Origin of the sequence: Mucilaginibacter ximonensis, assembly GCF_042686265.1 — a bacterium.
Taxonomy (GTDB): domain Bacteria; phylum Bacteroidota; class Bacteroidia; order Sphingobacteriales; family Sphingobacteriaceae; genus Mucilaginibacter; species Mucilaginibacter ximonensis.
This window is the reverse complement of the sequence record NZ_JBHUPD010000001.1, coordinates 753,468-777,245: the sequence shown is the minus strand read 5'-3', so window position 1 is coordinate 777,245 and position 23,778 is coordinate 753,468. Positions and strand designations below refer to the sequence as shown.

Sequence of the window (23,778 nt, the reverse complement as noted above, 5' to 3'; positions counted from 1 at the left end):
TTGATAATATGAAAAAGATAGCCACTTTACTCCTATTATTCATCAGCATGGCTGCCAGGGTTAGCGCACAGGAGCAACCGGACACAAAACAACTGGCCGATAATTTTTTTGAACGCTATGAATATTTCAATGCTTTAAAAATATATAAACGTCTGGCCGAAAAATCAAATCCCGACGGCTTGATAGTAGAGCGTGTTGCTGATTGCTACCGGTTAATGGGCGATTACAACAATGCCGAAGAATGGTATGGCAAAACCATTGGCTACGCTGAGATTGAACCGATTGATCATTTTTATTATGCCGAAATATTGCTGCGTAACAAAAAATTTACTGAAGCTAAAGAACAGTATAAACATTACTACCAACAAGAAGATAAAGTGCAGCTTGCATTGAAATTGGCTAGCGTTGACTCTGCTCAAAAATGGATAAAGGAGCCAGAAAAAGCGTATACTATTCATAACCAGCAAAAGCTCAACAGCAAATATTCAGACTGGGGTCTAAGTCATTGGGGGCCAGACAAATATGTATTTACATCTGACAGGAAAGCAAGCAACAGCAAAAAAGACACCTATTATCGCAATGGCGATGGTTATTTTAATGTATATAAAGACGAAAATGACGTAGTTACATTGTTCGATCTAAAGACAAAGGGTAATAAACTGTTTGATTCCAAATATCATGTCGGGCCGATGATATTTACCAATACCGGCGATACCGCTTATATCACCATAACGACAACCGTACCTCATAAACAACTTCCTACCGATGTCAAAACTCCTGACAATACGCAGAAATTATATACCCGTCGTTTAGAGTTATTGGTAGCAACTAAGGTAAAAGGTCAGTGGGCATCATTTAAAAGCTTTCCTTATAATAATCTGGCTGAGTATTCAGTTGGAAACGCAGCATTATCAGGTGATGGTAAGACAATTTATTTTACATCTGATATGCCCGGTGGCGAAGGCAAAACTGATATTTGGTATTGCGCTAAAAACAGCAATGGCGACTGGGATCAGCCGGTAAACTGTGGCAAAAATATTAATACAAAAGAGGACGAGTCGTTTCCAACCATAATGGGCAATTTGTTGTATTTTTCATCAAACGGTTTACCTGGCATGGGTGGCTTGGATATTTTCAGAGCTAAGGGTGAAAAGGCCAGCTGGGGCAAAGCGATTAATTTAAAATATCCAATCAACAGCACCAGCGACGATTTTTATTTTATTGCAAACAATAAAACCGGCGGCTACCTGTCGTCAAACCGCGAAGGTGGCCTGGGCAATGACGACATTTACAGTTTTGACTACAACGGGCCTGCAGAAAATTCACTACCCGGGGATGAACAAGATTCAGATAGAGCTAATATTACAAGCGCAAACGGCATTTACAAAAACAAAGATTTAGCAAGCAGCAAGCCTAATACAAAAGTTGCATCGCCACAACCCGTTACCGCACTTTTAACACTGCACAAAAATGAAAGCATTATTTTAAATAATATTTATTACGACCTTAACAAATGGAACATACGACCAGATGCTGCTGCGGAATTAAGAAAGCTGGCCGTTATTTTGAAGCAACGCCCCAACATCCGTCTGGAGGTTAGTTCATATACCGATTCGCGGGCGCCATCGGCTTATAATTTAATTTTGTCTCAAAAAAGAGCAATGGCTGCTGTAAATTACCTGGTTGAATTAGGCATACCCCGGGCACGCCTGGTGCCTAAAGGCTATGGCGATACGCATTTGCTGAATAATTGCACTAAAGGTGAGTACTGTACTGAAGAGCAACATCAAATAAACAGACGTACCGAGGTTCGAATAATAAGTGAATAATAAACTTGTTAATAGCCACATAACTTCATTTTAGTATTGTGCCGTATTTCTCGCGAAAAGGTTTATCAGAAAAATAATCGAATTTTTTTTATTTGCTATAGCTTTTTATAAATGCAGAAAACTTCTGACAATATCCTTGTACTAGCTGTAATTGCAATGGGCGGCACCTTTTTGATGGTGGCCTCATTTATATTGATCTATATACGAAACCAGAACAAATTATTGCAACAACGCCAACAGTTACAACAGGCACAGCTAGCGCACCAGAAAGAATTACTGCAGGTAATCATCGAGTCGCAGGAAGAAGAGCGCAAGCGCATTGGGCGCGACTTGCATGATGATGTTGGCGCTGCCATATCAAGCCTCAGGCTAATTATTGAAATGTTTAAGCCTGATGTTGCTGATGAAAATTATACCAGGTTCATTAAGTCGAGTAAAGACATCATTGACAAAATGATGAACGATGTGCGGCACATATCACACAACCTTTCGCCCACAGCCCTAACCTATTACGGCCTCGCTTTTGCTATTGAAGAACAGTGCACGCTGATCAGTCAATCGGGCAGGTTAACTGTAAATTTTACTAATAACGCTGCTTCGGTGCTGGAAAGCATACCCCTTCCTGTATCAACGGCACTATACAGGGTTGCCGAAGAGCTATTAAACAATACCATTAAACACGCAAAGGCAAAAAATGCCAATATGCTATTTCAAATTGAGAATAATTTGTTAACCTTCAACTATGACGACGACGGCGTTGGCGCAGATATTAACGGCATAAATAATGGTATAGGTATGCATAATATCGAAAGCCGGCTTACGGTGATTAATGCCGGTTATACAATCAACACTTCGCCAGGCAATGGCTTTCATATACAAATTAACTATCCGTTAAATTAATTTGGAAACCACATGAATAAAATACCTGTATTTATTATTGACGATCAAAATTTATTTAGGCAAAGTCTTAGTTTACTAATCAATAGTATAGATGATTTTAATGTGTCGGGCGATTTTGAAAGTGGCAGCGCTTTTATTGAAAAGCTGCCTGATCTGATTGATAAACAAGCACATATAGCCATTGTAGATATGGATATGCCTGGGATGAACGGCATTGAATTAAACGAAATTTTACATGAGCAGTATCCGCAAATAAAAGTTATAATCCTGTCAGTTCATATTAACCCTTCTTTAATTGCGCAAATGATTCATGCAAAAGCTTCGGCGTATCTGGAGAAAAATTGTGATAAAGCGGAGTTGATTATGGCGATTCAATCCGTGTATAAAACCGGCTTTTATTTTAACAAAAATGTATTAAAGGCAATACAAGATAATGCTAACAGGAAAAACGTTATTCAGCAGTCGCTGGGCACTTTACAGGTTAAGCTAACCAACCGCGAAAAGCAAATATTAGAATACATTTGCAAAGAATACAGTAACGCCGAAATCGCTCAAGCTATGTTTTTAAGTCAAAGGACAATCGAGGGACATCGGATAAATCTGCTGTCCAAAACAGGATGTCGAAATAGTGCAGGCCTGGTATTATTTGCGATAAAATATGGTTTTTATACCATGCCTATCTAAATATTAATGCGCGTAAAAATACGCAATTTCAAAATCAGGTATTTTTACCTGACTTTGAAAAAAATACAGCTTTTAAATAAATATTTACATAAAACATTAATCCACAAGAAAAAAATATGATAAAAACTATTACCTTACACTAAATCTATACCAAAGTAAACACCTGATGAAAGTTTGTTAAGTGATATCACACAGACATATCAGTTGGCGAAAGTGTTTAATAGACTACGTTTGCTATTTTAGTATCGCTGACGCCTATGAATAAAATTTACATAACCAATCATGTTAAATCAGAAATATTAAGTATTTGTGGTTTACCTGCAATAAAGCCTTATAACCTAAACGGTTTTACATCATTATCTACTTTAGGAATTAATAGCAAAAACGCTTGTAGTATGCTTGAAAGCAAGTTGCAGACAATAGCAATGCATTACGAAACGGGAACAAAGATTTTGCCCGATACAATTTCCAGCGATTTTACTGTAAATCAGTGTGTCAAGTTGGTAATGGCCAATGTGGATTAGTAATATGGGAGACAAATTACAATGAGTAAAATTTCGCTGCCTAAATATGAAGAGCTAAAAAAGCTTCTGTTGGTTAATGCGGGTATAGCTAATATTTTACCCTCCGAATGCCGGGCATTATCAGATAGAGTATATAAAAAAAATGGCAACCGTATTAGCGAAACCACTTTTAAACGCATTTATGGATTTGCTTACAGCAAATACAGCCCGTCATTATTTACGCTTAATGTATTAGCCCGCTTTTGCAATTACAAAAGTTGGGACGACTTTTGTGAAAAGCAGGATCAAAAAGCTATTTCGGGCCCTGCTAAAGAGTTAAACTGGCTGCTTATACAACAAAGTGCCAATAAAATAACCAGCTTTACCCTGCAGGCTTTAAAAAACAAATCAGGCATCCCCTATAACCAAACTATTGATCGCGAATTTATTGATTATCACTTTGACGAATTTATAGCCTCCGGCCGCGTCGGGACTGTCATAGCCGCTCCGGCTGGGTATGGCAAAACCATTGCACTTTGCCAATGGATAGAGAAGAAATTAGCAGTCGATGCGCTTAATGATGTAAACGACATTGTACTTTTATTTAGTAGTAATGCTATTATGAGCGCACTGGTAAGCGGCCGCGATATTCACGAGTGGATGTTGGCATTGCTAGGGCATCATGCTGACGATGACGTTAATGTATTACTGGATAGCAAACAGCGCGGGCGAAATAAATTTTATTTGATTATTGATGGATTTGATGACCACATGTTTAAAAGTGATCATTTCAAGATCATCATGAATCAGCTTATTGATATCTTCTCATTTTATCAAAATCACGACTGGTTTAAACTGGTACTAACCACACGTACTGCTACCTGGATCAATAACCGGCATGAGTTTGAAATAGTTCAGGATAGTTGGTATACCGGTTTCAATAGCGACGGCAATTGTATTAATGTTCCGTTATTTACTTTGCAGGAGATTAAATTATTATGTCACCAGATTAAACCCGGCACAGAGAGCTTCATATCGCTTAATGTGGTTGAAAACTTCAACCATCCATTATATTTTCAATTTTACTATCAGCAGCATAAAGACAACTTTTTACAACATCGTATCGATCACCTGAGCCTTTATGAAACAATATCTGTTTTCATTCTAAAAAAAGTTTACTTGGGCCAGTATTCGGCAGAAAAGATGTTATTAATTAAAGGTTTGGTTAATGAGTTGGATATTGAAAATGAGAGCTACCAAATTAACAGAACAAAAATAAGCAGCTTGCTAAAGAAATATCTTCACGCCTATCAGGAACTATTAAGTGTAGGTTTTATACGCGAGATTAATGAAAGCAGCAATTATCAGTTAAATACATACGTAGTGTTTGGTAACGATCAATTCATGGAGCACAGTATTGCCAAGACATTACTTTACGACAATAGTAATTTGCTGGATAATGATTTGATTAAAAACATCAATGAACTTTTTACTTCAAACCCACATAAGGTAAATGTATTAAAGTGGTGTATGATACATGCCATTAAAACCGGGCAGCTAAAAAACATTGAAAACATTATCGAAACACATTTAAGCATGAATGAAAAGTCAGAAGTTATCACCTTTTTAGGTGAGGTTTTGGAAAGTGAACATTCATCAACCATTAGAAATGATTCTTTGGTTCAGTATTTCAAACATTCATTCAGTGAAAAACTATTCGATTATTTTTTTGGACTAGAGTTAATAAATTCTGATTATAAGAAGTTTTTAAAAGTATTGCTGAAGTTTGAACTATCTGATAAGAAAAAAATACTTATACACACCACGCTTGCCGTTATTGCGACTATTCAGCTTGATCTTAATGAACTTGAAATAAGCCTGGCAAAGCTTAAAACCTTCGCAAAAGCCGAATTTGAAATATACCCGGTGAATCCGTTAAATTGTCTTGACGCTATATACTATCATTTAAAATACGGCATCATTAAAACAGAGGCGATAACAGATTTAACGAAACTATATTTTAACGCTGCAGGTAATTTGCTTGAGCTAAAGAAATCAGCTTCAAATGATATACTCTTTTTACTGGGTTTACATACTTTGTTATTAAGTAATAATCCGCTCAAGATACTCAGGTTCATCCAATTTCTGAATAGAAATTACAGATCTGACGTATCAAACAATCATGTTAGGGAGTATTTCTTTTTTATTAAAACCCTTGAAGCTAACTCTTATTTTGAACTAGGTGAGCTGGCAAAAGTTTCAAATATATATCATGACCTGTCTGCTTCTTATAAAAAAAATAATAACCTCCTTACCCCCTATATGAAGATGCTGTTTCACAGCTTGAAAATAAAAACCCTAATCAATAATACGTTAAAGGACAACCAAATAGCCGGCGAAATTAAACAGATAAATAATATAGCACACCAGTTTGGTTATAAATTATCCAAGATGTACGTGTTTTCAGTTTTATTAAAAAGCCCTACGCTGCAAACTTCATCGCCTGAGCTTTATAAACAAATTAGTGACGACTTTAATAAAATAACGCGAGAGAGTGGTCTAAACCCAAAGTTATTTCTTCAACATAGTATTATAAAAAACCGGCGATTATAACGTTCGCCTATCGCAAGTTTAGTTGGGAATTACCTTATATAAATAAGCGCCCTCTTGCGTGAAATAAACACTTGTTTTCTTTGTAAGATTGACACTTGGGCCACCCAAAACTTCTTCCAGTTTATATTTTTTCCCCGCCGCTAAACCAAGACGATTAATGTCAATCACGACACTATCGGCTTGTTTTTTATAATTGAATATTGCCAAATAGACGGCGTTGGTTTCCTTGCGGATAAATAGCTGAGCTGCTGTGCCGTCTATAGCCGACTCAACAGGCATAAAGGCTTTCCCGCTTTTAATAAGTAGTTTTAATTCAGGCTTTTGAAGCCATTCTCTGACCTGAGGCTGCCAATCTGATTTGACGCTGTAATCATCGCCCAAAATAACTGAACCTGTAATTAAGGTTGAGATTAGCCGCGCCCGGTTAGCTCCGGTATTTTCTTTCTCAAAAACAGCATGATCGGCATCTATATAATCATACATATAGGTTTGCCACCAACCGTAGGTAACACTATTAAGGGTATATTCGGCGTCTTTAATTGAATGAAAAGCATCGCAGGCTATACGGCGCATATGTACATATCGTGCGGTAGCTAGTGATGGCGAAATGGCGGCATATAGCAGCATTGAGTTATCCAGTGTCTTATCAATAAACTCCATACCAATGCGATAGGCCTGCATTCCTGTAGTTACTTTGGGGTCATAGAAATGGCTTGATTCTACCGCACCATGCCCCAAAAAATCAATCTTTATCATTTTGAAACCACAATCTTTTAGCTTACCCAATACATAAGCAATTCGAGCCTGCGTACCGGGATGTGTTGGGTCCAACGCGCGGCCGCCATCAAGGTCGTGGTAACCCCTATCGGTTTTTGTCCACATATCGCCAAATTTATAGTCACTGCCTTCGGCTGTGCGATTTGCATTTTTGCCCCAATCTGTAAATGGAGCCCAATATACCCCGGGCTGCAAATTGCGTTCCTTACAGTAATTTACAAAGCTATTTAGTTTTGTAAAGTCCCCCTTAAAACCGCCGCTAACCATGTTATCCCAAAAAGAGTCAAGGTCGATATAAGCGGTACCATCTTCATTACGAAAATTGGGGATTTGTTTATCAAAGAAATCAACCACGCCGGTTGCTTTTTCATAGTTGATGTGCGAGCCTATAACACCCCAGCTGTTCCAACCCACCGGTGTCGCTTTATTCCACGGTTTTACAAACCGGCCCTCGATAGCGTTATCCGCGTGAGCAAAGGTCTCAAGGCCCTTCCGCCAGTCGGCAAAGTAACCAACAAACATTTTTGGTGATTTTATCATGTTGCCTTTTAATGCACCATGAGCCACGGAGTCGCGGGTTATTGTTACATCATTTAATCCGCCAAACATCTCCAGCCGACTAATTTCTCCACCATGCCCTGCGCTTGTTACGCCGCTTTTCCAGGTGTCATGTTGTAATGATCCAACTACTAACCCTTTTCTCGACGCATTGTCATATATCACGCCAAGCTCTGCGCTGGTATTTACATGGGGGCCTAATATTTTTGATTGATATTTGATGAAGGTGTCATTATCAAACGGCACAAATAAAGTACGCAGATCTGTATCAGCATATAAATTACCGCGGTTAGCAACTACCGGAGCCATATAATTTGAACTCAGATGAGCCCCGTCAATTTCTAGTTCTGTTATCACAAAATCGCGGTTCAAATAGCAATAAAATAATTGCTTCATCACCGGAGCGCCGGCTTTAACCGAGGTAAGGGTTAACAGTTTCCCTGCGCCCAGTTTGTCGTTAATAGCCTTTACACTGATTGTCCTTTTGATATAATCGGCAGATTGATATTTATCGCTGTTATTGACGAAAGCGGCCGTTGCATCTTTCAAAATTAATTTACCGTTATACTTTATACTAAATGCTCCGGTATGCGTATCGACTATCAATTGATTATTTTCCCCAAAAGGAACTATTTGCTGTCTGCCTGCAGCCAAAGCAAATGAAGATATTATCAAACCGGTAACAAGAAGTTTTATTCGTAACATGAGAATTCTGAGTTTGCAGCAAATTTATAATATACCCGGATGATGAACGAATGCCGATAGGCAGCTACGCTTACTTTGTTTTAAGTGTTAGCTTACGCACCGAGAAACTGTCATTACCCGAGAATAAATAATAAAGTGTTTTGCCATTTTTGCTTATCCAATTTGCAGGCAAGCTGCCCGACTCGCCGGGGCCCATATCCCAATTGCGGGTGTAATAAACGGTTTTCCATGGCCCCCACGGGTTTGGCGATTCAAAGATCCCCAAACCGCCTCTGAATCTCGGCCCCTGCTCATCTTTGTCGCCCGACAGCGGAATGGCCTGACACCAGATATAACGTTTTAGCGGCGCATCGTAGGTCATCCCGGAGCGATAAGTTTTACCGGGATTTATATAGATAGGTTTGCGCTTTCGCACATCTTCAGACCATAGTACTTTGCCCGCTTTATTATATCCCGCAAAAAATTGGTAGCTGCGCCAATCCAGGATGTGGTTTTTATTCACCCGGGTCATTACCATTTGATCGCCATATTTGTAAGCACTGGCGTCGTCTATTGAGTAGGTATATGCGTAATTATCTTTAGCGTCGGCGTTATTTTTGCCGTAATTCACAAAATTGGGGCAGCCAAAACTAACGTCTATTTTCCAATTAGCTTGCATCCAGGTTTTGCCATGGTCTTCCGAATAAGCTAGTTGCGTATTGTTAGTATTTCGTACCCACATATATAGCTTATTGTTAATCATGATCATCCCGCTGGCCTTTGCTCCGGCCGCGCCGTGCCCTACCCGCTCGCCGGACGAGGTGCGGATGTTTACACCCGAAATATTCGGCGGCGTACCTGATACTTTTGCCAGCCCCATGCTGAGTTTGATATCTGTATAGGGCTTAAAACCGTTACCATCACCGTAAGCGGTGTACATGTTGCCGTCGTCACCCCAGGTTGAGGGCCAGCAATCACCGCCTTCGGCCATGCGAATCACCTCATTCGCAGGCGCGAATGTAGCTGACGTAATAAAACTGCTCTTTGGATAAGGCGCCTCTTCAACGGCATCCATCAATGGGTTAAACAATTCGCCCTCCACAAATTTCCAGTAATTTTTGCCACTAAAATTTGGATTAAGCGGCGAGCCCATCCGTACAATGATCATCTGTAAACTCGGAATAACGATCAGTAATTGCTCTCCTGCACCTGCACCAAAAAATGCGTCGCGGGGTAATGACTTAAATACCCCATCGTGATTGGTAAACCAACCCAAAGCAGCAGTGGGTTCGATATCTTCTGCATTCGGATTTCGGGCCGGAATATTTGTTAACGATGCATAATCAGTTACACCATTTATTCCGAGCGCTTGCTTAATTACTGTTGAATCGATAACCTGATGGCCTTGCCAATTACCATGTCGCATAATTAATCTGCCAATGCGGGCCACGGCTTCTGCATTAAACGCTGCCCCGCCCCAGCCAGGTACCAGATCGAGTCCGTCAACTTTATAACTGGTACGATAGCCAACCATATAAGTGCCTTTTTTGATACCGATACGGCTAAACATGCGCTTGTCCAGATAGGTGGCAATATCTTTATACGGCGATTGCTGCAAACTGGCGGTAACTGCATAATTCAACATGGCTATGCCCGGATTACTGTACTGCGAACCCGTACCCGGTTTAAACAGCACTTTGGCACTATCGCGCGACAGCGTAAACGGATCGGGATTTTTGCGCCAGAACATACCCTTCCAACCGGGCAGATCCATATGCCGGTCTTTATGTTGCTTGATCAGTTCGGCTTCTTCCTCGTCTGTGCCTTCTGAATCGTCCAAACCCGATGTGTGGGTATCCAGCTGTCTTATCGTAATTGTCGATTTTATATCTGATTTTTTCCAGGCCGGGATATACAAGCAAGCAGGCGCATCAGCACTAATGTAGCCGTCGGCAATAGCCGCATTTAAAGACATACCGCTTACTAAAGCCTTAGCTAATGAGGCAGTGCCGCTAACTGCCTCGCCATCTTTCCATCCCTTCGCAAAAGCTTCACAGATAATTTTATCGTTTTTAATGATGAGCAGCTTATGGGTACCCTCAGCCATTAGCCTGTTTTTATAGGCTTCCAGTTTAACAGTCGACATGCCGACACTTTCGGGTGTGGCATGTTTCCATATAAATTCTTTTTGCTGAGCTTTTATAGCAAACGGAAAACAAGCAAGTAAACAAAATCTGATAAATCGCATGGCTGGCTAATTGGCTGTCGACAAGTTAGCGAATTTATATACCCAAAAACAACAAAGGTGATAAAGACTATTGTCCTTATCACCTTTGTTACATTTATAGCTTGTTCTGTATTATTCTACAGTCAGCGTGCCCTGCATTACGTAGTAATGACCAGGCACGGTACAAACATAAGTATACTTGCCTGGCTTAGGTGCTACAAAGTATATAGTTTGCGATGAGCCGGGGCCTACTAAAGTTGCATTAAACAGGATTTTTGGTGTATTGGCTATGTAACTCAATTTAACAGCCTGCAACCCTAATTTGGTACCCATATCGCCTACGGCAATAGCTTCGCCCTGCGGTACAACCACGAAATTGTGCGGCATATCATCATTATTAGTGAAGGTAAGCTTTACTTTGCTACCGGCTTTAAGTGTTAATTCGGCTTTGTCAAATTTTAACCCTGGTTTGGTACCGATGGCTACGGTTTGGTCAATGGTAGTCCATGATGCCGGTTTGGTAGTTTGATTCTTTTTTAAGGCTACACCATTTGAAACTGCTGCCTTAGCATTTGACGGCTTGCTCTTACCCATATTCATGTTCATACCTGCCATATCGTGTTCCATTTTTGGCTTACGTTTTGGTACATTCAGCTTTTCGCCGTCAGGGATGTTATTCAGGGTGTAGTATGCAACCGGGTGCAACAAGCTAAAGCTGCTATCGGCAGATACTACGTTTTTATCAACTTTAATCTCATGGATATATTTTTGGCGAAGGCTATCGGCAACTAATCTAACTTTCAGGCCATCTTCAGAAACAATAGCGGCATTTACGATATGAACTTTTTCACGGATAGTCGCGCTACCATAAACCGGGTGATATTTGTAAGTGAAGCCTGTTATGGTGTAGTTATCCGGATCGGCAGCGGCTTTTTTGTTAACCGGCTCGGTGAATTCAATCTCGAAACCGTCAGGCATTGCACGCACGGCTTTCATTTCGAATGGAGTTTGCTTAGCGAATACCAAACGCTCTAAGCCAAATATCTTCTGACCGGTTGAACCCCAGCCACGGCTTGTCTGACCGACAAATAATGAGTTATCATTACCCCAGGCTAATCTTAATACACCTGATTCAAAACCTTCGCGGAAAGGAATAGCAGCACCCTGGTACTGACCCTTAACTTGCTCCAGGAATACACGGTTAAGACGGCTCTGTGCCTGATCACCTACTAGAACCTGCCCTGCAAAGGGGCCAAAGCTATCGTTGTTAGGGATCTGGATCATTGACGAGGTTGAGTTACCTAAGGTGCCGTGGGGCAACCATACGGCAGGAGTTTTAAAGCCTTTTTTGACGTCATCTGCAACCTCGGCTAAGGTTTTATATGGACGATTTGGGTCGCGGTCCTCAATTTTACCTTCTGGGTCATTAAAACGCGGGTTTACGCGTGAGTAAATATCTTCAGTACGAACTTTTACCGGCGATGACGGATCTGTGGCCCAACGCAAACCCGCAGGGTGCATGGCGAAGTCGCCGCGATCCAGCTGCATGATATAACCTGAACCTACCCAGTCGCCCTGGTTTTCAGCATAGAAATATTTGCCGTCAATTAAACCCTGTCCTGCTGGCGAGCGAAAACCGGTAGCATATGGGTGCATTTCACCTTGCGGCGTAATTTCCAGACACCATGCTCTCCATGGCACTAAGCTTTTACCTCTCCACCACTCGGCGTCAAAGCCTACGTTTAGGTTAACCATCATGTTGCCATTTGGCATAACCACCGGTCCGTATGAATATTCGTGATAGTTACCTGATACCGGCCATGAGTAAACCGTTTCGTAAACATCGGCTTTGCCGTCGCCATTTTTATCTATCAGGTGGGTTAACTCGCCGCGCTGTACGCAATAAAAATCGCCGTTAACATAAGCTAAGCCCAATACTTCATGCATGCCACTGGCAAACTTTTTATAGTAAGGCAAGCTGCCGTTTAACTGATATGGATTTTGGATGATGTAAACATCGCCGCGACGGGTTGAAACACCAAGGTCGCCGTTTGGCAAAGTAGCCAGACCGCCCACTTCAAGCTCCACACCTTCAGGTGTCGGCACGCTTACAATACGGTAATAATCTTTTTCTGTAGGGATAGCTTTGTTTTGGGCAAATGCACCGGCACAGCTTAAACCCGCTACTATGGTAAGTGATATATTTTTAAGAATAGTTTTCATCTTTAATGTCTTTTGAGATTACCAGATCAATGAATATTGAGCCGAAGAACCTTTATCTGTGTTCTTAATTGGCAGTAGCATTTCTTTGCCTTTTGCCGATGTGCGGATAACCGGTTTTACACCTTTGTCTAATTGCACATAGTAAGTAAAGTCGTTCACTGCATAAAGTCCGTTACCTAATTCTACGATATCACTGCCTTCAGCAACGCGTGCAAACAGGTCTTTTGGAGCTGCGGGGCCGTCAACACTAATCTTGCGGGTAAGCATTTTGCCATCGTCGCAGGTTGTTTTATCATTGATGTTGATGCCATCAAAAATGTATTTGAAAGTAGGTACGCCGGCTTCGTCCAATTCATAACCCTTTTGGCGATAAATGCCTTTCTCTAAAGTATCCGGCCAGGCCTGGTTATCCTGGTGAATTAAAGCTAAAGATGGTTTGTCATCCAGACTGATTACACTACCTATAGCGCGGGCGTTACCGTCGCCACGAGAAAGCCACATAGGCGAAGCATCAAGGAAGCCACCTTTCCATATCTGGTAAACAGTGCCTTGCTCTAAATCAAAACCAAAACTCACATTGTTCAATAAACCGACGCTTGCAGAGTGTGTAACACGTTTGCCCGGTATATCCACAAAGCTGCGGAATACAACCGGCTCTCCTTTTACATCAACAGTAACAGGCTTGTCATTGCTATCCCAAACCTGACGGCTTCCATCTACTGTATAAGCGCCAACATGAGTGCTGTAACGGAAGTTTTTGAAAGCCACAGGGCCATGATCGCCTTGCAAACGCAGCGGACCCATAGCAGCCTCATTAGCAAAAGCAGAACCGCGGGTTGGTGCCTGCAATACCGCATTTTCAATAATGGTTACACCATTCAGCATAATACGTACCACACGGGCATTAGCTATTTTTTTGCCAGATGCATCAAATTTTGGCGCCTGGAACTGGATACGGATATTCTGCCAAAGGCCCGGTGCACGGCTCACGTTGATACGCGGCGCAACACCGTCAAAACCAAACTGACCGGCCGGGCGGCTTTCGTCCCAACGCTCATAGATAGCGCCAAGGTCGCCGCTGGTCAGGGCCTGCTTGCCCCAGCTGTCTAATAACTGAATCTCATAACGGCCTTGCAGATAAATACCCGAGTTTGAACCGCGTGGCATCATGAAATCGACACTCAGGTCGATATCGCCGTGTTCCATGTTGGTGAAGATATCTTCGTTTTTATCTTTACCGTGGATATTCACTAAAATACCCTGACCATCTTTTTTAGTCATGGTTTCAGGCTTGTTGTAATCGGCCATCACCGAGCCGGCAATAGACCAGTTAGGGGTTGGGTTTTTAAATGCCGAAAGATCATTCAGCGAAATTTGTTGCTGTAGCCCCCTTGTGTTTTGTGCCGAAGCAAAAAACGGGATGCATATCGCCAATAAAAATGCTTTTACAGGCGCACGCTTTAACAGGTAATTGTGTTGCATGATATTAGTTTTAAATAAGCAATTTATAAGTGGTTAGTATAAAATGTAGCTTGGCTACAAATATGTAATTTATAAAATTAAATATCAGCATTTTTTTACTTGTATAGTCAACTTTGGTCTTTATTAATTATTCCCAATAGGTTAGCCTCAATTTTGCTGCATTAGTAAAATTTATTGTATTTTCATTGCTATGCACACTGCCGTTATCCAATATCTATGCTTGCTGGTTATAGTTTTATTTAGTGTAATGCTGGCTCAGAAAATAAAAATAGCCTACCCTATAATTTTAGTATTGATAGGCCTGCCATTGGGCTTTGTTCCATTTTTAAGAGGCATTGAAATTGAGCCCGAGCTCATTTTTGTGATATTTCTGCCGCCGCTATTGTACGAGGCTGCGTGGAACACCTCCTGGAAAGATTTCTGGAAGTGGCGACGGGTGATTACCAGTTTTGCCCTGCCTGTGGTAATACTAACCTCATGCGTGGTTGCTTTTTTTGCTGCGCGATTTATTCCCGGCTTTACATGGGCAACAGGATTTCTGTTAGGCGGTATCATCTCTCCTCCCGACGCCGTATCTGCCAGCGCAATATTAAAAAACGTGAAGGTTCCTAAACGTTTTATATCCATTGTTGAAGGCGAAAGCTTAACCAACGACGCTTCCAGTTTGGTGATATTCAGGTTTGCTTTGGCTGCGGTACTCACCGGCACATTTGTTTTCAGGAATGCAGCGGTTGATTTTGCATTGGTAATTATAATGGGCATAGTAATTGGTATAGCTGTGGCACTGGTATTTTATGCCATACACCGCTGGCTGCCCACATCAAATAATATGGATGTGATACTGACTTTCATCACCCCTTATGTAATGTATATGACAGCCGAGCAATTCCATTTCTCTGGCGTATTAGCCGTAGTAAGCGGCGGGTTATTCTTATCGCACAGGCAACAGGAGTTTTTGTCACACCGAAGCCGCCTGCAAGGAGTAAATGTTTGGGAAGCGGTGGCTTTTGTGCTTAATGGTATTGTTTTTATTCTGATTGGTCTGGAATTCCCTGTAGTAATTAAGAACCTGGGGCCCGGTGGGTTGACGCCCGCAATCAAGTATAGTGCAATTATTGTCGGCGTGCTGATTGTTAGCCGTTTTATTTGTACTTATGGCGCCACAGTCATCACCATGCTCATGAGCCATATTATTACGGTAGCCGATCCCAGCCCGGGCTGGAAAGCGCCTATTTTACTGGGTTGGACGGGTATGCGTGGGGTGGTTTCGCTGGCAGCGGCTTTGAGTATACCGGTTGCTTTAAATTCCGGGCAGCCATTTCCTAATCGTGATCTCATTTTGTTTATCACATTCAGTGTTATATTAGGAACGCTGGTTTTGCAGGGGCTTACACTACCTGCCCTGGTAAAATGGGTTAACATGCCCGACCCTGACTACACAGACTCGTCCCTGGAGCAACAGCGTCAGTTAGTTCGCAAGAAGCTGTCGCACCTTTCACTCAAGATTTTAGATGAGGAATATCATGATCTGGGCGAAACCAACGGGATGATCAAATCGCTCAAACTGCGCTACCATACTGACGCCAAATTTTTAAGCGACTGGGAGAAAGATGACGGCGCCGCCCGGGCCGAAGATTTTTATAAAGATTACCGCAAAGTGATGGCGCACTTGCTGCGTGAGCAACGTAAATTATTGCTTACACTTAACCGTAAAGACAATATTAGTGATACTTTAGTGCGCCATCAGCTTGAGCTGCTTGACCTGGAAGAAGAGAAACTACGCCAGCATTTTGAAGCCGGCGAATAACCAATTATACAAATGAAGAAGAGTTTTATTGTTACTGCCATCCTGAGCTTTGTCATCGCCGCATCGCAGGCGCAATCCAATGTACCGAACCCCAAACCTAACTTTTGGGATGACGTACAGGTGATCAAGAAATATGACGGTATGTTTATGCCGCCAAAAACTCCTTTGCTGTTTACCGGCAGTTCATCTATACGCAAATGGGATGACGCCCAGTGGAAGTTTGCCGACTATAATGCACTGAACCGCGGTATCGGCGGCGCTGAGACCAATGATATCATTTATTACCTGAACGAACTGGTTTTCAAGTATAAACCCAAACAACTGGTAATTTATGTAGGTGAGAACGACATGGTTGACGGTAAGGCACCCGCCGGCGCTGATACTGTGTATGCACGTACGCTTAAATTATATGGCCTTATCAGAGCTAAAATGCCGGACCTGCCTATCATTTACATCGGGATGAAGCCAAGTCCGTCGAGGGCGAAGATTATGCCTGAGGAAGTTAAGTTTAACCAGATGGCTAAAGATTTTTTTGCTAAAGAGCAAAACGTGGTATTTGTTGACGTTTACCCGTTGATGCTTGACAACGGTAAGTTGCGCCCTGAGCTATACGTTGGCGATAAACTGCATATGACCAAACTTGGCTACGATATCTGGGAAAAAGCCATCTGGCCTTACCTGATTAAATGATCTTTCATTTAAGTTTCAGGTGTTTCAAAGTGTTTCATATTTTGTGAAACACTTTGAAACACCTTTTTTATTTAAGTGCCTGTAAGTTAATAGTTTAATCAAATGTAGTGAAACACTTTGAAACAGCACTAATACTTTATATAAACATTGTAAGTAACTTAATATCAGATATTTGTTTGTTTTTGTGCTAATTGTGAATTATAGCGTGAAACACCCCTGGTGAAACACCTGCAGGTGTAAGTCAGCAATTTACCGGGGTAATATTTACCTGTTACTGACTGAGCCATTAAATTGAAAGCCTTATCTTTGCGCCTTATATGAGCAAGCACGGAAGAATATTAGTGGCAATGAGCGGTGGCGTAGACAGTTCTGTAGCGGCAGTAATGCTGCATGAACAAGGATACGAGGTTATCGGCCTTACCATGAAAACCTGGGACTACGCGTCAGCAGGCGGCAGCTCAAAGGAAACCGGCTGCTGCAGTTTGGATAGCATTAATGATGCCCGTGCTTTGGCCGTTGGTTATGGCTTCCCGCATTATATATTAGACATACGCAGTGAGTTTGGCGATTTCGTGATCGACAACTTTGTGGATGAATACCTGGCCGGCCGCACGCCTAACCCATGTGTGCTTTGCAATACCCACATTAAGTGGGAAGCGTTACTGAAACGCGCCGATAAACTGGATTGCGAATTCATTGCAACCGGTCACTATGCCAATATCCGTTTACAGGACAACGGCCGCTACGTCATATCAAAAGGTAAAGACGAGAATAAAGATCAATCATACGTGCTTTGGGGCGTGTCGCAGCAAAACCTGGCACGTACCAAATTTCCGCTGGGCAGTTTCTCAAAACCCGAGATCAGGCAAATGGCTTTAGATATGGGGCAGATTGAGCTTGCAGGTAAAAGCGAAAGCTACGAAATATGCTTTGTGCCTGATAACGACTATAGAGCATTTTTACGCCATAAAGTTGAGGATCTGGAAGAACGTGTTGCCGGTGGCAATTTTACGCTTACAGACGGCACCATAGTAGGTAAGCACGAGGGTTATCCTTTTTATACCATCGGTCAGCGCCGTGGCCTGGGTGTGGCTTTAGGTAAACCCATGTTTGTAACCAAGATTGACCCGGCTACCAACACGGTAGTTTTAGGCACTGAGGAAGAACTGCAACGCAAGCAAGCCTGGGTGCGTAACCTTAACCTCATCAAATATGAAAGTATCAATGAACCGTTAAATGCCATCACTAAAATAAGATACAAAGATGCGGGTGCCGAAAGCACCATAGTACAAATGGGCGAACATATGAAAGTTGATTTCACTCATGTCGCGTCAGGTATCGCGCCTGGTCAGTCTGCCGTATTTTATGAAGGCAATGATTTGTTGGGTGGCGGGTTTTTGATGTGATTTTTTTTAGTGAGTAGTTGATTAGGTTTATTGGGTGAGTAGTTTTTCTGGCATCAATATAATAAAGCTTTCATAGGGGTTAAACGGTAATACACAGGCTTTTTATACCTAAACCAACCATTCACTTAATCAACCCGATAAACGCAATCAACCAAAATTTAACACCGCTTAAATTTGCGTTTCGCTTACTTTATCCTTTATTTGCAAAAAAATTATTGACTGAATGGCTAAAAATTTACTCATAGTAGAATCACCGGCGAAAGCTAAAACCATTGAAGGATACCTTGGCAAAGACTTCACCGTGAAGTCGAGCTATGGCCATATCCGCGACCTGGTAAAGTCTGAGGACGCAATAGACATAGCCAATAATTTTAAACAAACCTATGAAGTGCCTGCCGATAAAAAGCAGGTGGTGAGCGAGTTAAAGAAATTAGCTAAGGAAGCCGAAACGGTTTGGCTCGCATCCGATGAGGACCGCGAGGGAGAAGCGATTTCATGGCACTTGTTTGATACTTTAAATTTAAAAGACGCCAATACCAAACGCATAGTTTTTCATGAGATCACCAAGCCGGCTATTATGGCCGCTATTGAAAATCCGCGTAAAATAAACTACAACCTGGTTAATGCCCAGCAGGCCCGCCGTGTGCTAGACAGATTGGTAGGTTTTGAGCTTTCGCCTGTGTTATGGAAAAAGGTTAAGCCATCGTTGTCCGCCGGTCGTGTGCAGTCGGTTGCGGTAAGGATTATTGTTGAGCGTGAGCGCGAGATCAATAAATTCCAGTCAGAAGCTGCGTTTAAGATAGTAGCCATTTTTGGCAAAGGCCGCCAGGCTTTTAAAGCCGAACTGGCCGAGCGCTACAGCAAACAAGAAGATGCCGAGAAGTTTTTACAGGATTGTATCGGTGCCGATTTCACTGTCAACTCGTTAGAAACCAGGCCAACCAAACGCTCGCCTGCTGCGCCGTTTACTACTTCTACTTTGCAACAGGAGGCCAGCCGCAAGCTGGGTTATTCGGTATCGCGTACCATGCAAATCGCGCAAAGATTGTATGAATCAGGCCATATTACCTATATGCGTACTGATTCGGTTAATTTGTCTGAAACAGCCTTAGCATCCGCAGCAAATGAAATTACCACTGCTTATGGTAACCAATATTATCAGCAGCGAAAATATAAAACCAAGTCGGCAGGCGCTCAGGAAGCTCACGAGGCCATTCGCCCTACTTACTTTGCCAATCATACTATTGATGGCGACGGCAGCGAAAAACGCCTTTATGAGCTGATCTGGAAACGTGCCATAGCTTCGCAAATGAGCGAGGCACAGTTTGAAAAAACTACTGCTAAAATTGGCATTTCAACCCGCAAGGAGGAATTAACAGCCAACGGCGAAGTAATGAAATTCGATGGCTTTTTAAAGGTGTATCTGGAATCAAACGATGAGGAGGAAGATACGCCACAGGATGACAGCGATAACGCCATACTGCCGCCATTAAGCAAAGGCCAGCGCCTTGAATTGGAAGAGATGTCGGCTACCGAACGTTTTTCCCGCCCACCGGCGAGATATACCGAGGCTAGTTTGGTGAAGAAACTGGAGGAGCTGGGTATTGGCCGGCCATCAACCTATGCCCCTACTATTTCAACTATTCAAAACCGGGGTTATGTGGTTAAAGAAGAGCGTGAAGGTAAAACCCGCAAATTCAGGGTACTGACACTTAAAGATGCTAACATAGCTAAAGAAGAACGTACAGAAAATACCGGTGCCGAACGCGGTAAGCTATTCCCTACTGATATTGGCGCCGTGGTAAATGATTTCCTGGTGCAGCATTTTAAGGGCATTGTCGACTTTAATTTTACCGCCAAGGTAGAGAAGCAGTTTGACGAGATTGCAGCCGGTTTGGAAGAATGGACAAATATGATTGGCAATTTCTATAAGCCTTTTCATGCCGATGTAGAAAACACCATGGAAACTGCCGATAAAGCGACGGGTATCCGCGAATTAGGCATCCATCCTGAAAAAGGCGAGAAAGTATCGGTACGTATCGGGCGTTACGGCCCGTTTGTACAGATTGGTGAAAACGCCAGCGACGATAATAAGGAATACAAACCACAATATGCCAGTTTGCGCAACGGACAAAGTATTGAAACCATTACTTTGGACGAAGCTTTGGAGCTGTTTAAATTACCTAAAGTGGTTGGCGAGTTTGAAGGCAAAACCATGAAAGTAGCTATCGGACGTTTTGGGCCTTATATCAGTCATAACAGCGCTTTTGTATCGTTGCCGAAGGGTGTAGATCCGCTGGATGTTACCGAAGAACAGGCCATTGAACTGATTCAGGAAAAACGTAAAAAAGACGCCGAAAAACTGATTAAAGCATTTGACGAAGACCCAACCGTTAAAGTATTAAACGGACGCTTTGGGCCATATATTGAATTTGGCAAACAAAACGTTAAGATCCCTAAAGATAAAGATCCTAAAGAGCTGACGTACGAAGAATGCAAAGCACTGGCTGATGCCGACAGCAAAGCCCCTAAAAAGGGCGGCAAGAAGTTTGCTAAGAAGAAGAAGTAAATGAGCGTAGTTGATTAGGTTGATTGGGTGAGTAGTTCTTCAAAACAACCATTCACTTAATCAACTCAATAAACTAACCAACTAATAATGATCAAAGATCTCCCCGAAAATAATGTGACCGATATTGCCGTGGCTGTGGCTTTAGAGGGCGAGAACGTACAAAGCAAAATATTTCACGTTTACCTGATCAATCAAAAGAATGAGCCCATTGAGAATGTGCTGATCACCTCAAAAGGTTATGGCGAGAAAGACGGCGAACAGGTAAAAACCTCTACCCTGCGCCATATGTTCCCGCAGGTTGATGCGCGCGCCTTTAAACAGGTTGAGCTTATTGATGAACAGACATTTGGTTTGGCAAATGAGTACTGGGTAAGCTATTACATTGGCAACCAGATTTACGACAAGAAATTTATATTTCTGCCCGAGAGCATTGTCGATGCCAATTTTATCAGGTTACCTATAGTGAATAAGCCGGGTGTGATGATTGGGTGATTTGAGAGTCCATAGACCATGGTCGATAGTCCATGGTGATGTGTTTTTTAATTTGCAGTTATAGACGATAATCGATAGCCCATAATTCTTGAAGTATTTTCATCTTTCTAACTATGGACTGTGGTCTATCGACCATGGACTAAAAATCAACTATCAAACTTCTCTAACAACTTCAACAGCGTCTCAAAATCCTTTGGATATGGCGCGTGTATAGTTATCGGTTCACCGTTCAATTTTTTAAATGTTACCTCATAAGCGTGCAGCGCGAAGCGTTTCATTATCGGCAGTTCTTCCTGATCTTTACCCAAATGATATTTACGTTTAATGGCCGACAGATAAACCGGTTTGCCCTTATAGGTTTCATCGCCGGCAATTGAGGCGCGTTGGGTGGCCAGGTGTATGCGGATTTGGTGCATGCGGCCGGTAACGGGGCGGCACTCTACCAAAGTGTAATGTTTAAAGTATTTAAGCGACTGGAACCAGGTTTCGGCACGCTTTCCCTCCTGCCTGCTGATGGTTACGGTGCCTTTGCCAACGTTTAAAATAGGCAGGTCGACAAACAGGTTATCAAATACATGCGTACCATCAATAACCGCGTGATATACCTTATTTACCTGGCGTTTTTCAAACTGCATGGATACAGCGCGATAGGCTTCGGGATTTTTGGCTATTATAAGCGCGCCTGAGGTTTCTTTATCCAAACGGTGGCATACTTGTGCATCTTCGCTATATTGTTTTGCCAGGCGCAGGATACTGATCTCACCGCCCTCTCCCCGCTCATCAAGCGAACTAATAAAGGCAGGCTTGTTAATGACAATCAGGTCGTCATCTTCAAACAATATCAGGTCGGCAAATTTTGGAATCTTCATGTATAAAAAAGTAGTCAGCAAAAATACGGTTTTTAACCCAAACCGCTACACTTTTAACTAAGACGACGCTCGATATGTTTGAAAAATGGCATTGGTGTAATTATTGCAATTCAACTATCATCATAAATCTAACTATACAAACATCATGAGCGATAAAGCAACCAAACCTGAAGAAAAAGGATTTTTCGAAAAGGTAAAAGACGCCATAGAAGAGCTATGGGACGGAACCAAAGATACAGCCGAAGACATAAAAGAAGCTGCCGAAGATAAATACGAGGACCTGACCAAAAAGGCTGCCCCTGCTAAAAAGGCTGCAACCCGTAAAGTAGCAGCTGCTAAAAGAACTGTAAAAGCCAAAGCTGAAACCGCAACTACTAAAGCAAAAACAGCTGCGAAAGAAACCAAAGCTAAAGCTGAAACTAAAGTTAAAGAAGCTAAAGCCAAAGTTGCCGAGGTAAAGGAAAAAGCCGATGCTAAAGCTAAAGACATCACTACCAAAGCTAAAAAAGCTGCCGGTGATGTAAAGGCTAAGGCCGACAAAAAAGCTAAAGCGGTTACCGCGAAAGCAAAAGCTAAACCGGTAACAGCTAAATAGGCTGTATTATAAACTTAAATTTAATACAGAACGACGAAGGCCCCTAATGGGGCCTTTGTCTGTTTTAGTTTAGTTTTTATTTAGTGTTTTTAAGCTTCAAACTTGTAACCTACCCCTTTTACGGTTGCCACAATATCGTCGCCCAATTTTTCGCGCAATTTGCGGATGTGTACGTCAATGGTACGGTTTGTCACCACAACCGAGTCTTCCCAGATGTTTTTAAGGATCACCTCGCGGGTATAAACCTTGCCGGGTTTGGACGCCAGTAAGTATAGCAGTTCGAACTCTTTTTTGGCCAGCACTACCTTTTCGCCATTTTTATAAACCAGGTATGCTTCGCGATCAATAACCAGGTCGCCTATTTCCAGTTTATTATCGCTCACTTCTTCGGCCGGAGCGTTTCTTCGCAAAATTGCGTTTATACGGCTTACCAAAGCGCGCGGCTTAATTGGTTTAGCTATATAATCATCAGCACCAACGTTAAAGCCGGCAATTTCTGAATACTCCTCGCTGCGGGCGGTCAGGAAAACCATAAAGGTATTTTTAAACTCAGGCATGGTGCGCATAATACGACAGGCCTCGATACCATCCATTTTTGGCATCATAATATCAAGCACTATAAGGTCTGGCAGCGATCTTTTGGCTTCGGTGACGGCTTCCTGTCCGTTACGGGCTAAAAATACCTGGTAACCTTCTTTCTTTAAATTATACTCGATAAGCTCTAAAATATCCGGCTCGTCGTCAACAATTAAAATTTTTTGTTTGGTTGAGGTGCTCATGTACTATCGTTAATTTTGTTATAAAAGTATGTACTTAAAAAAAGCTTACAGTAAACTTAGTATTAACAAATTGTTAATAGTCACATTGGCT

At 42.1% G+C, this 23,778-nt stretch carries 17 protein-coding genes; 11 read left to right on the top strand and 6 right to left on the bottom strand.

Annotation, left to right across the window (positions count from 1 at the left end):
• The first annotated feature begins 8 nt into the window (after window positions 1-8).
• From ACFS5N_RS03525 to ACFS5N_RS03505, 5 genes are all read left to right on the top strand, one after another.
• Complete coding sequence (locus ACFS5N_RS03525; RefSeq protein ID WP_377182295.1) at window positions 9-1,829, top strand: OmpA family protein; 1,821 nt, start codon at window positions 9-11, stop codon at window positions 1,827-1,829.
• Between the two features lie 111 nt (window positions 1,830-1,940).
• Window positions 1,941-2,729: a sensor histidine kinase gene (locus ACFS5N_RS03520; RefSeq protein ID WP_377182293.1), complete on the top strand. Its 789-nt coding sequence runs from the start codon at window positions 1,941-1,943 to the stop codon at window positions 2,727-2,729.
• A gap of 12 nt (window positions 2,730-2,741) precedes the next feature.
• A complete protein-coding gene (locus tag ACFS5N_RS03515) occupies window positions 2,742-3,413 on the top strand; it encodes a response regulator transcription factor (RefSeq protein WP_377182291.1) in 672 nt (223 codons plus the stop codon).
• 257 nt (window positions 3,414-3,670) lie between these two features.
• Complete coding sequence (locus tag ACFS5N_RS03510) at window positions 3,671-3,937, top strand: hypothetical protein (RefSeq protein WP_377182289.1); 267 nt, start codon at window positions 3,671-3,673, stop codon at window positions 3,935-3,937.
• Window positions 3,938-3,958: 21 nt separating this feature from the next.
• A complete protein-coding gene (locus ACFS5N_RS03505) occupies window positions 3,959-6,529 on the top strand; it encodes a hypothetical protein (protein WP_377182287.1) in 2,571 nt (856 codons plus the stop codon).
• A gap of 18 nt (window positions 6,530-6,547) precedes the next feature.
• Here ACFS5N_RS03505 and ACFS5N_RS03500 read toward each other — a convergent pair whose 3' ends face one another.
• From ACFS5N_RS03500 to ACFS5N_RS03485, 4 genes are all read right to left on the bottom strand, one after another.
• Window positions 6,548-8,569: an alpha-galactosidase gene (locus ACFS5N_RS03500; RefSeq protein WP_377182285.1), complete on the bottom strand. Its 2,022-nt coding sequence runs from the start codon at window positions 8,567-8,569 to the stop codon at window positions 6,548-6,550.
• 70 nt (window positions 8,570-8,639) lie between these two features.
• Window positions 8,640-10,796 carry a serine hydrolase gene (locus tag ACFS5N_RS03495; RefSeq protein WP_377182283.1) on the bottom strand — a complete coding sequence of 719 codons (2,157 nt, stop codon included), beginning with the start codon at window positions 10,794-10,796 and terminating at the stop codon, window positions 8,640-8,642.
• 111 nt (window positions 10,797-10,907) lie between these two features.
• A complete protein-coding gene (locus ACFS5N_RS03490; protein ID WP_377182281.1) occupies window positions 10,908-12,998 on the bottom strand; it encodes a plastocyanin/azurin family copper-binding protein in 2,091 nt (696 codons plus the stop codon).
• An 18-nt stretch (window positions 12,999-13,016) separates the two neighbouring features.
• Entirely contained in the window at window positions 13,017-14,480 is a 1,464-nt protein-coding gene (locus ACFS5N_RS03485) for a 3-keto-disaccharide hydrolase (protein WP_377182279.1), read from the bottom strand.
• 190 nt (window positions 14,481-14,670) lie between these two features.
• Here ACFS5N_RS03485 and ACFS5N_RS03480 point away from each other — a divergent pair, with 190 nt between their 5' ends.
• The 5 genes from ACFS5N_RS03480 to ACFS5N_RS03460 all read left to right on the top strand — a co-directional run bounded on the left by ACFS5N_RS03480 (window position 14,671) and on the right by ACFS5N_RS03460 (window position 21,444).
• Window positions 14,671-16,287 (top strand): Na+/H+ antiporter, encoded by a 1,617-nt coding sequence (locus tag ACFS5N_RS03480; protein ID WP_377182277.1) that lies wholly within the window; start codon window positions 14,671-14,673, stop codon window positions 16,285-16,287.
• A 12-nt stretch (window positions 16,288-16,299) separates the two neighbouring features.
• Window positions 16,300-16,977 (top strand): GDSL-type esterase/lipase family protein, encoded by a 678-nt coding sequence (locus ACFS5N_RS03475; RefSeq protein ID WP_377182275.1) that lies wholly within the window; start codon window positions 16,300-16,302, stop codon window positions 16,975-16,977.
• A gap of 317 nt (window positions 16,978-17,294) precedes the next feature.
• Entirely contained in the window at window positions 17,295-18,383 is a 1,089-nt protein-coding gene (gene mnmA, locus ACFS5N_RS03470) for a tRNA 2-thiouridine(34) synthase MnmA (RefSeq protein WP_377182273.1), read from the top strand.
• Between the two features lie 223 nt (window positions 18,384-18,606).
• Window positions 18,607-20,952, top strand: a complete 2,346-nt coding sequence (gene topA, locus ACFS5N_RS03465; RefSeq protein ID WP_377182271.1) for a type I DNA topoisomerase — start codon at window positions 18,607-18,609, stop codon at window positions 20,950-20,952.
• 87 nt (window positions 20,953-21,039) lie between these two features.
• Complete coding sequence (locus tag ACFS5N_RS03460) at window positions 21,040-21,444, top strand: hypothetical protein (RefSeq protein WP_377182269.1); 405 nt, start codon at window positions 21,040-21,042, stop codon at window positions 21,442-21,444.
• A 146-nt stretch (window positions 21,445-21,590) separates the two neighbouring features.
• Here ACFS5N_RS03460 and ACFS5N_RS03455 read toward each other — a convergent pair whose 3' ends face one another.
• Entirely contained in the window at window positions 21,591-22,313 is a 723-nt protein-coding gene (locus tag ACFS5N_RS03455) for an RluA family pseudouridine synthase (protein ID WP_377182267.1), read from the bottom strand.
• 145 nt (window positions 22,314-22,458) lie between these two features.
• On the opposite strand from ACFS5N_RS03455, the gene ACFS5N_RS03450 reads away from it, so the two are divergent.
• Entirely contained in the window at window positions 22,459-22,908 is a 450-nt protein-coding gene (locus ACFS5N_RS03450; protein WP_377182265.1) for a hypothetical protein, read from the top strand.
• An 89-nt stretch (window positions 22,909-22,997) separates the two neighbouring features.
• On the opposite strand, the gene ACFS5N_RS03445 is transcribed toward ACFS5N_RS03450, so the two are convergent.
• The gene (locus ACFS5N_RS03445; protein ID WP_377182263.1) at window positions 22,998-23,687 is read right to left on the bottom strand and encodes a response regulator transcription factor; all 690 of its coding nucleotides are present in this window, start codon (window positions 23,685-23,687) and stop codon (window positions 22,998-23,000) included.
• Window positions 23,688-23,778: the final 91 nt, after the last annotated feature.

Coding starts and splice junctions, on each gene's coding strand:
- ACFS5N_RS03525 (WP_377182295.1), top strand. CDS start 9: ATGAAAAAGATAGCCACTTTACTCCTATTATTCATCAGCATGGCTGCC.
- ACFS5N_RS03520 (WP_377182293.1), top strand. CDS start 1,941: ATGCAGAAAACTTCTGACAATATCCTTGTACTAGCTGTAATTGCAATG.
- ACFS5N_RS03515 (WP_377182291.1), top strand. CDS start 2,742: ATGAATAAAATACCTGTATTTATTATTGACGATCAAAATTTATTTAGG.
- ACFS5N_RS03510 (WP_377182289.1), top strand. CDS start 3,671: ATGAATAAAATTTACATAACCAATCATGTTAAATCAGAAATATTAAGT.
- ACFS5N_RS03505 (WP_377182287.1), top strand. CDS start 3,959: ATGAGTAAAATTTCGCTGCCTAAATATGAAGAGCTAAAAAAGCTTCTG.
- ACFS5N_RS03500 (WP_377182285.1), bottom strand. CDS start 8,569: ATGTTACGAATAAAACTTCTTGTTACCGGTTTGATAATATCTTCATTT.
- ACFS5N_RS03495 (WP_377182283.1), bottom strand. CDS start 10,796: ATGCGATTTATCAGATTTTGTTTACTTGCTTGTTTTCCGTTTGCTATA.
- ACFS5N_RS03490 (WP_377182281.1), bottom strand. CDS start 12,998: ATGAAAACTATTCTTAAAAATATATCACTTACCATAGTAGCGGGTTTA.
- ACFS5N_RS03485 (WP_377182279.1), bottom strand. CDS start 14,480: ATGCAACACAATTACCTGTTAAAGCGTGCGCCTGTAAAAGCATTTTTA.
- ACFS5N_RS03480 (WP_377182277.1), top strand. CDS start 14,671: ATGCACACTGCCGTTATCCAATATCTATGCTTGCTGGTTATAGTTTTA.
- ACFS5N_RS03475 (WP_377182275.1), top strand. CDS start 16,300: ATGAAGAAGAGTTTTATTGTTACTGCCATCCTGAGCTTTGTCATCGCC.
- mnmA (WP_377182273.1), top strand. CDS start 17,295: ATGAGCAAGCACGGAAGAATATTAGTGGCAATGAGCGGTGGCGTAGAC.
- topA (WP_377182271.1), top strand. CDS start 18,607: ATGGCTAAAAATTTACTCATAGTAGAATCACCGGCGAAAGCTAAAACC.
- ACFS5N_RS03460 (WP_377182269.1), top strand. CDS start 21,040: ATGATCAAAGATCTCCCCGAAAATAATGTGACCGATATTGCCGTGGCT.
- ACFS5N_RS03455 (WP_377182267.1), bottom strand. CDS start 22,313: ATGAAGATTCCAAAATTTGCCGACCTGATATTGTTTGAAGATGACGAC.
- ACFS5N_RS03450 (WP_377182265.1), top strand. CDS start 22,459: ATGAGCGATAAAGCAACCAAACCTGAAGAAAAAGGATTTTTCGAAAAG.
- ACFS5N_RS03445 (WP_377182263.1), bottom strand. CDS start 23,687: ATGAGCACCTCAACCAAACAAAAAATTTTAATTGTTGACGACGAGCCG.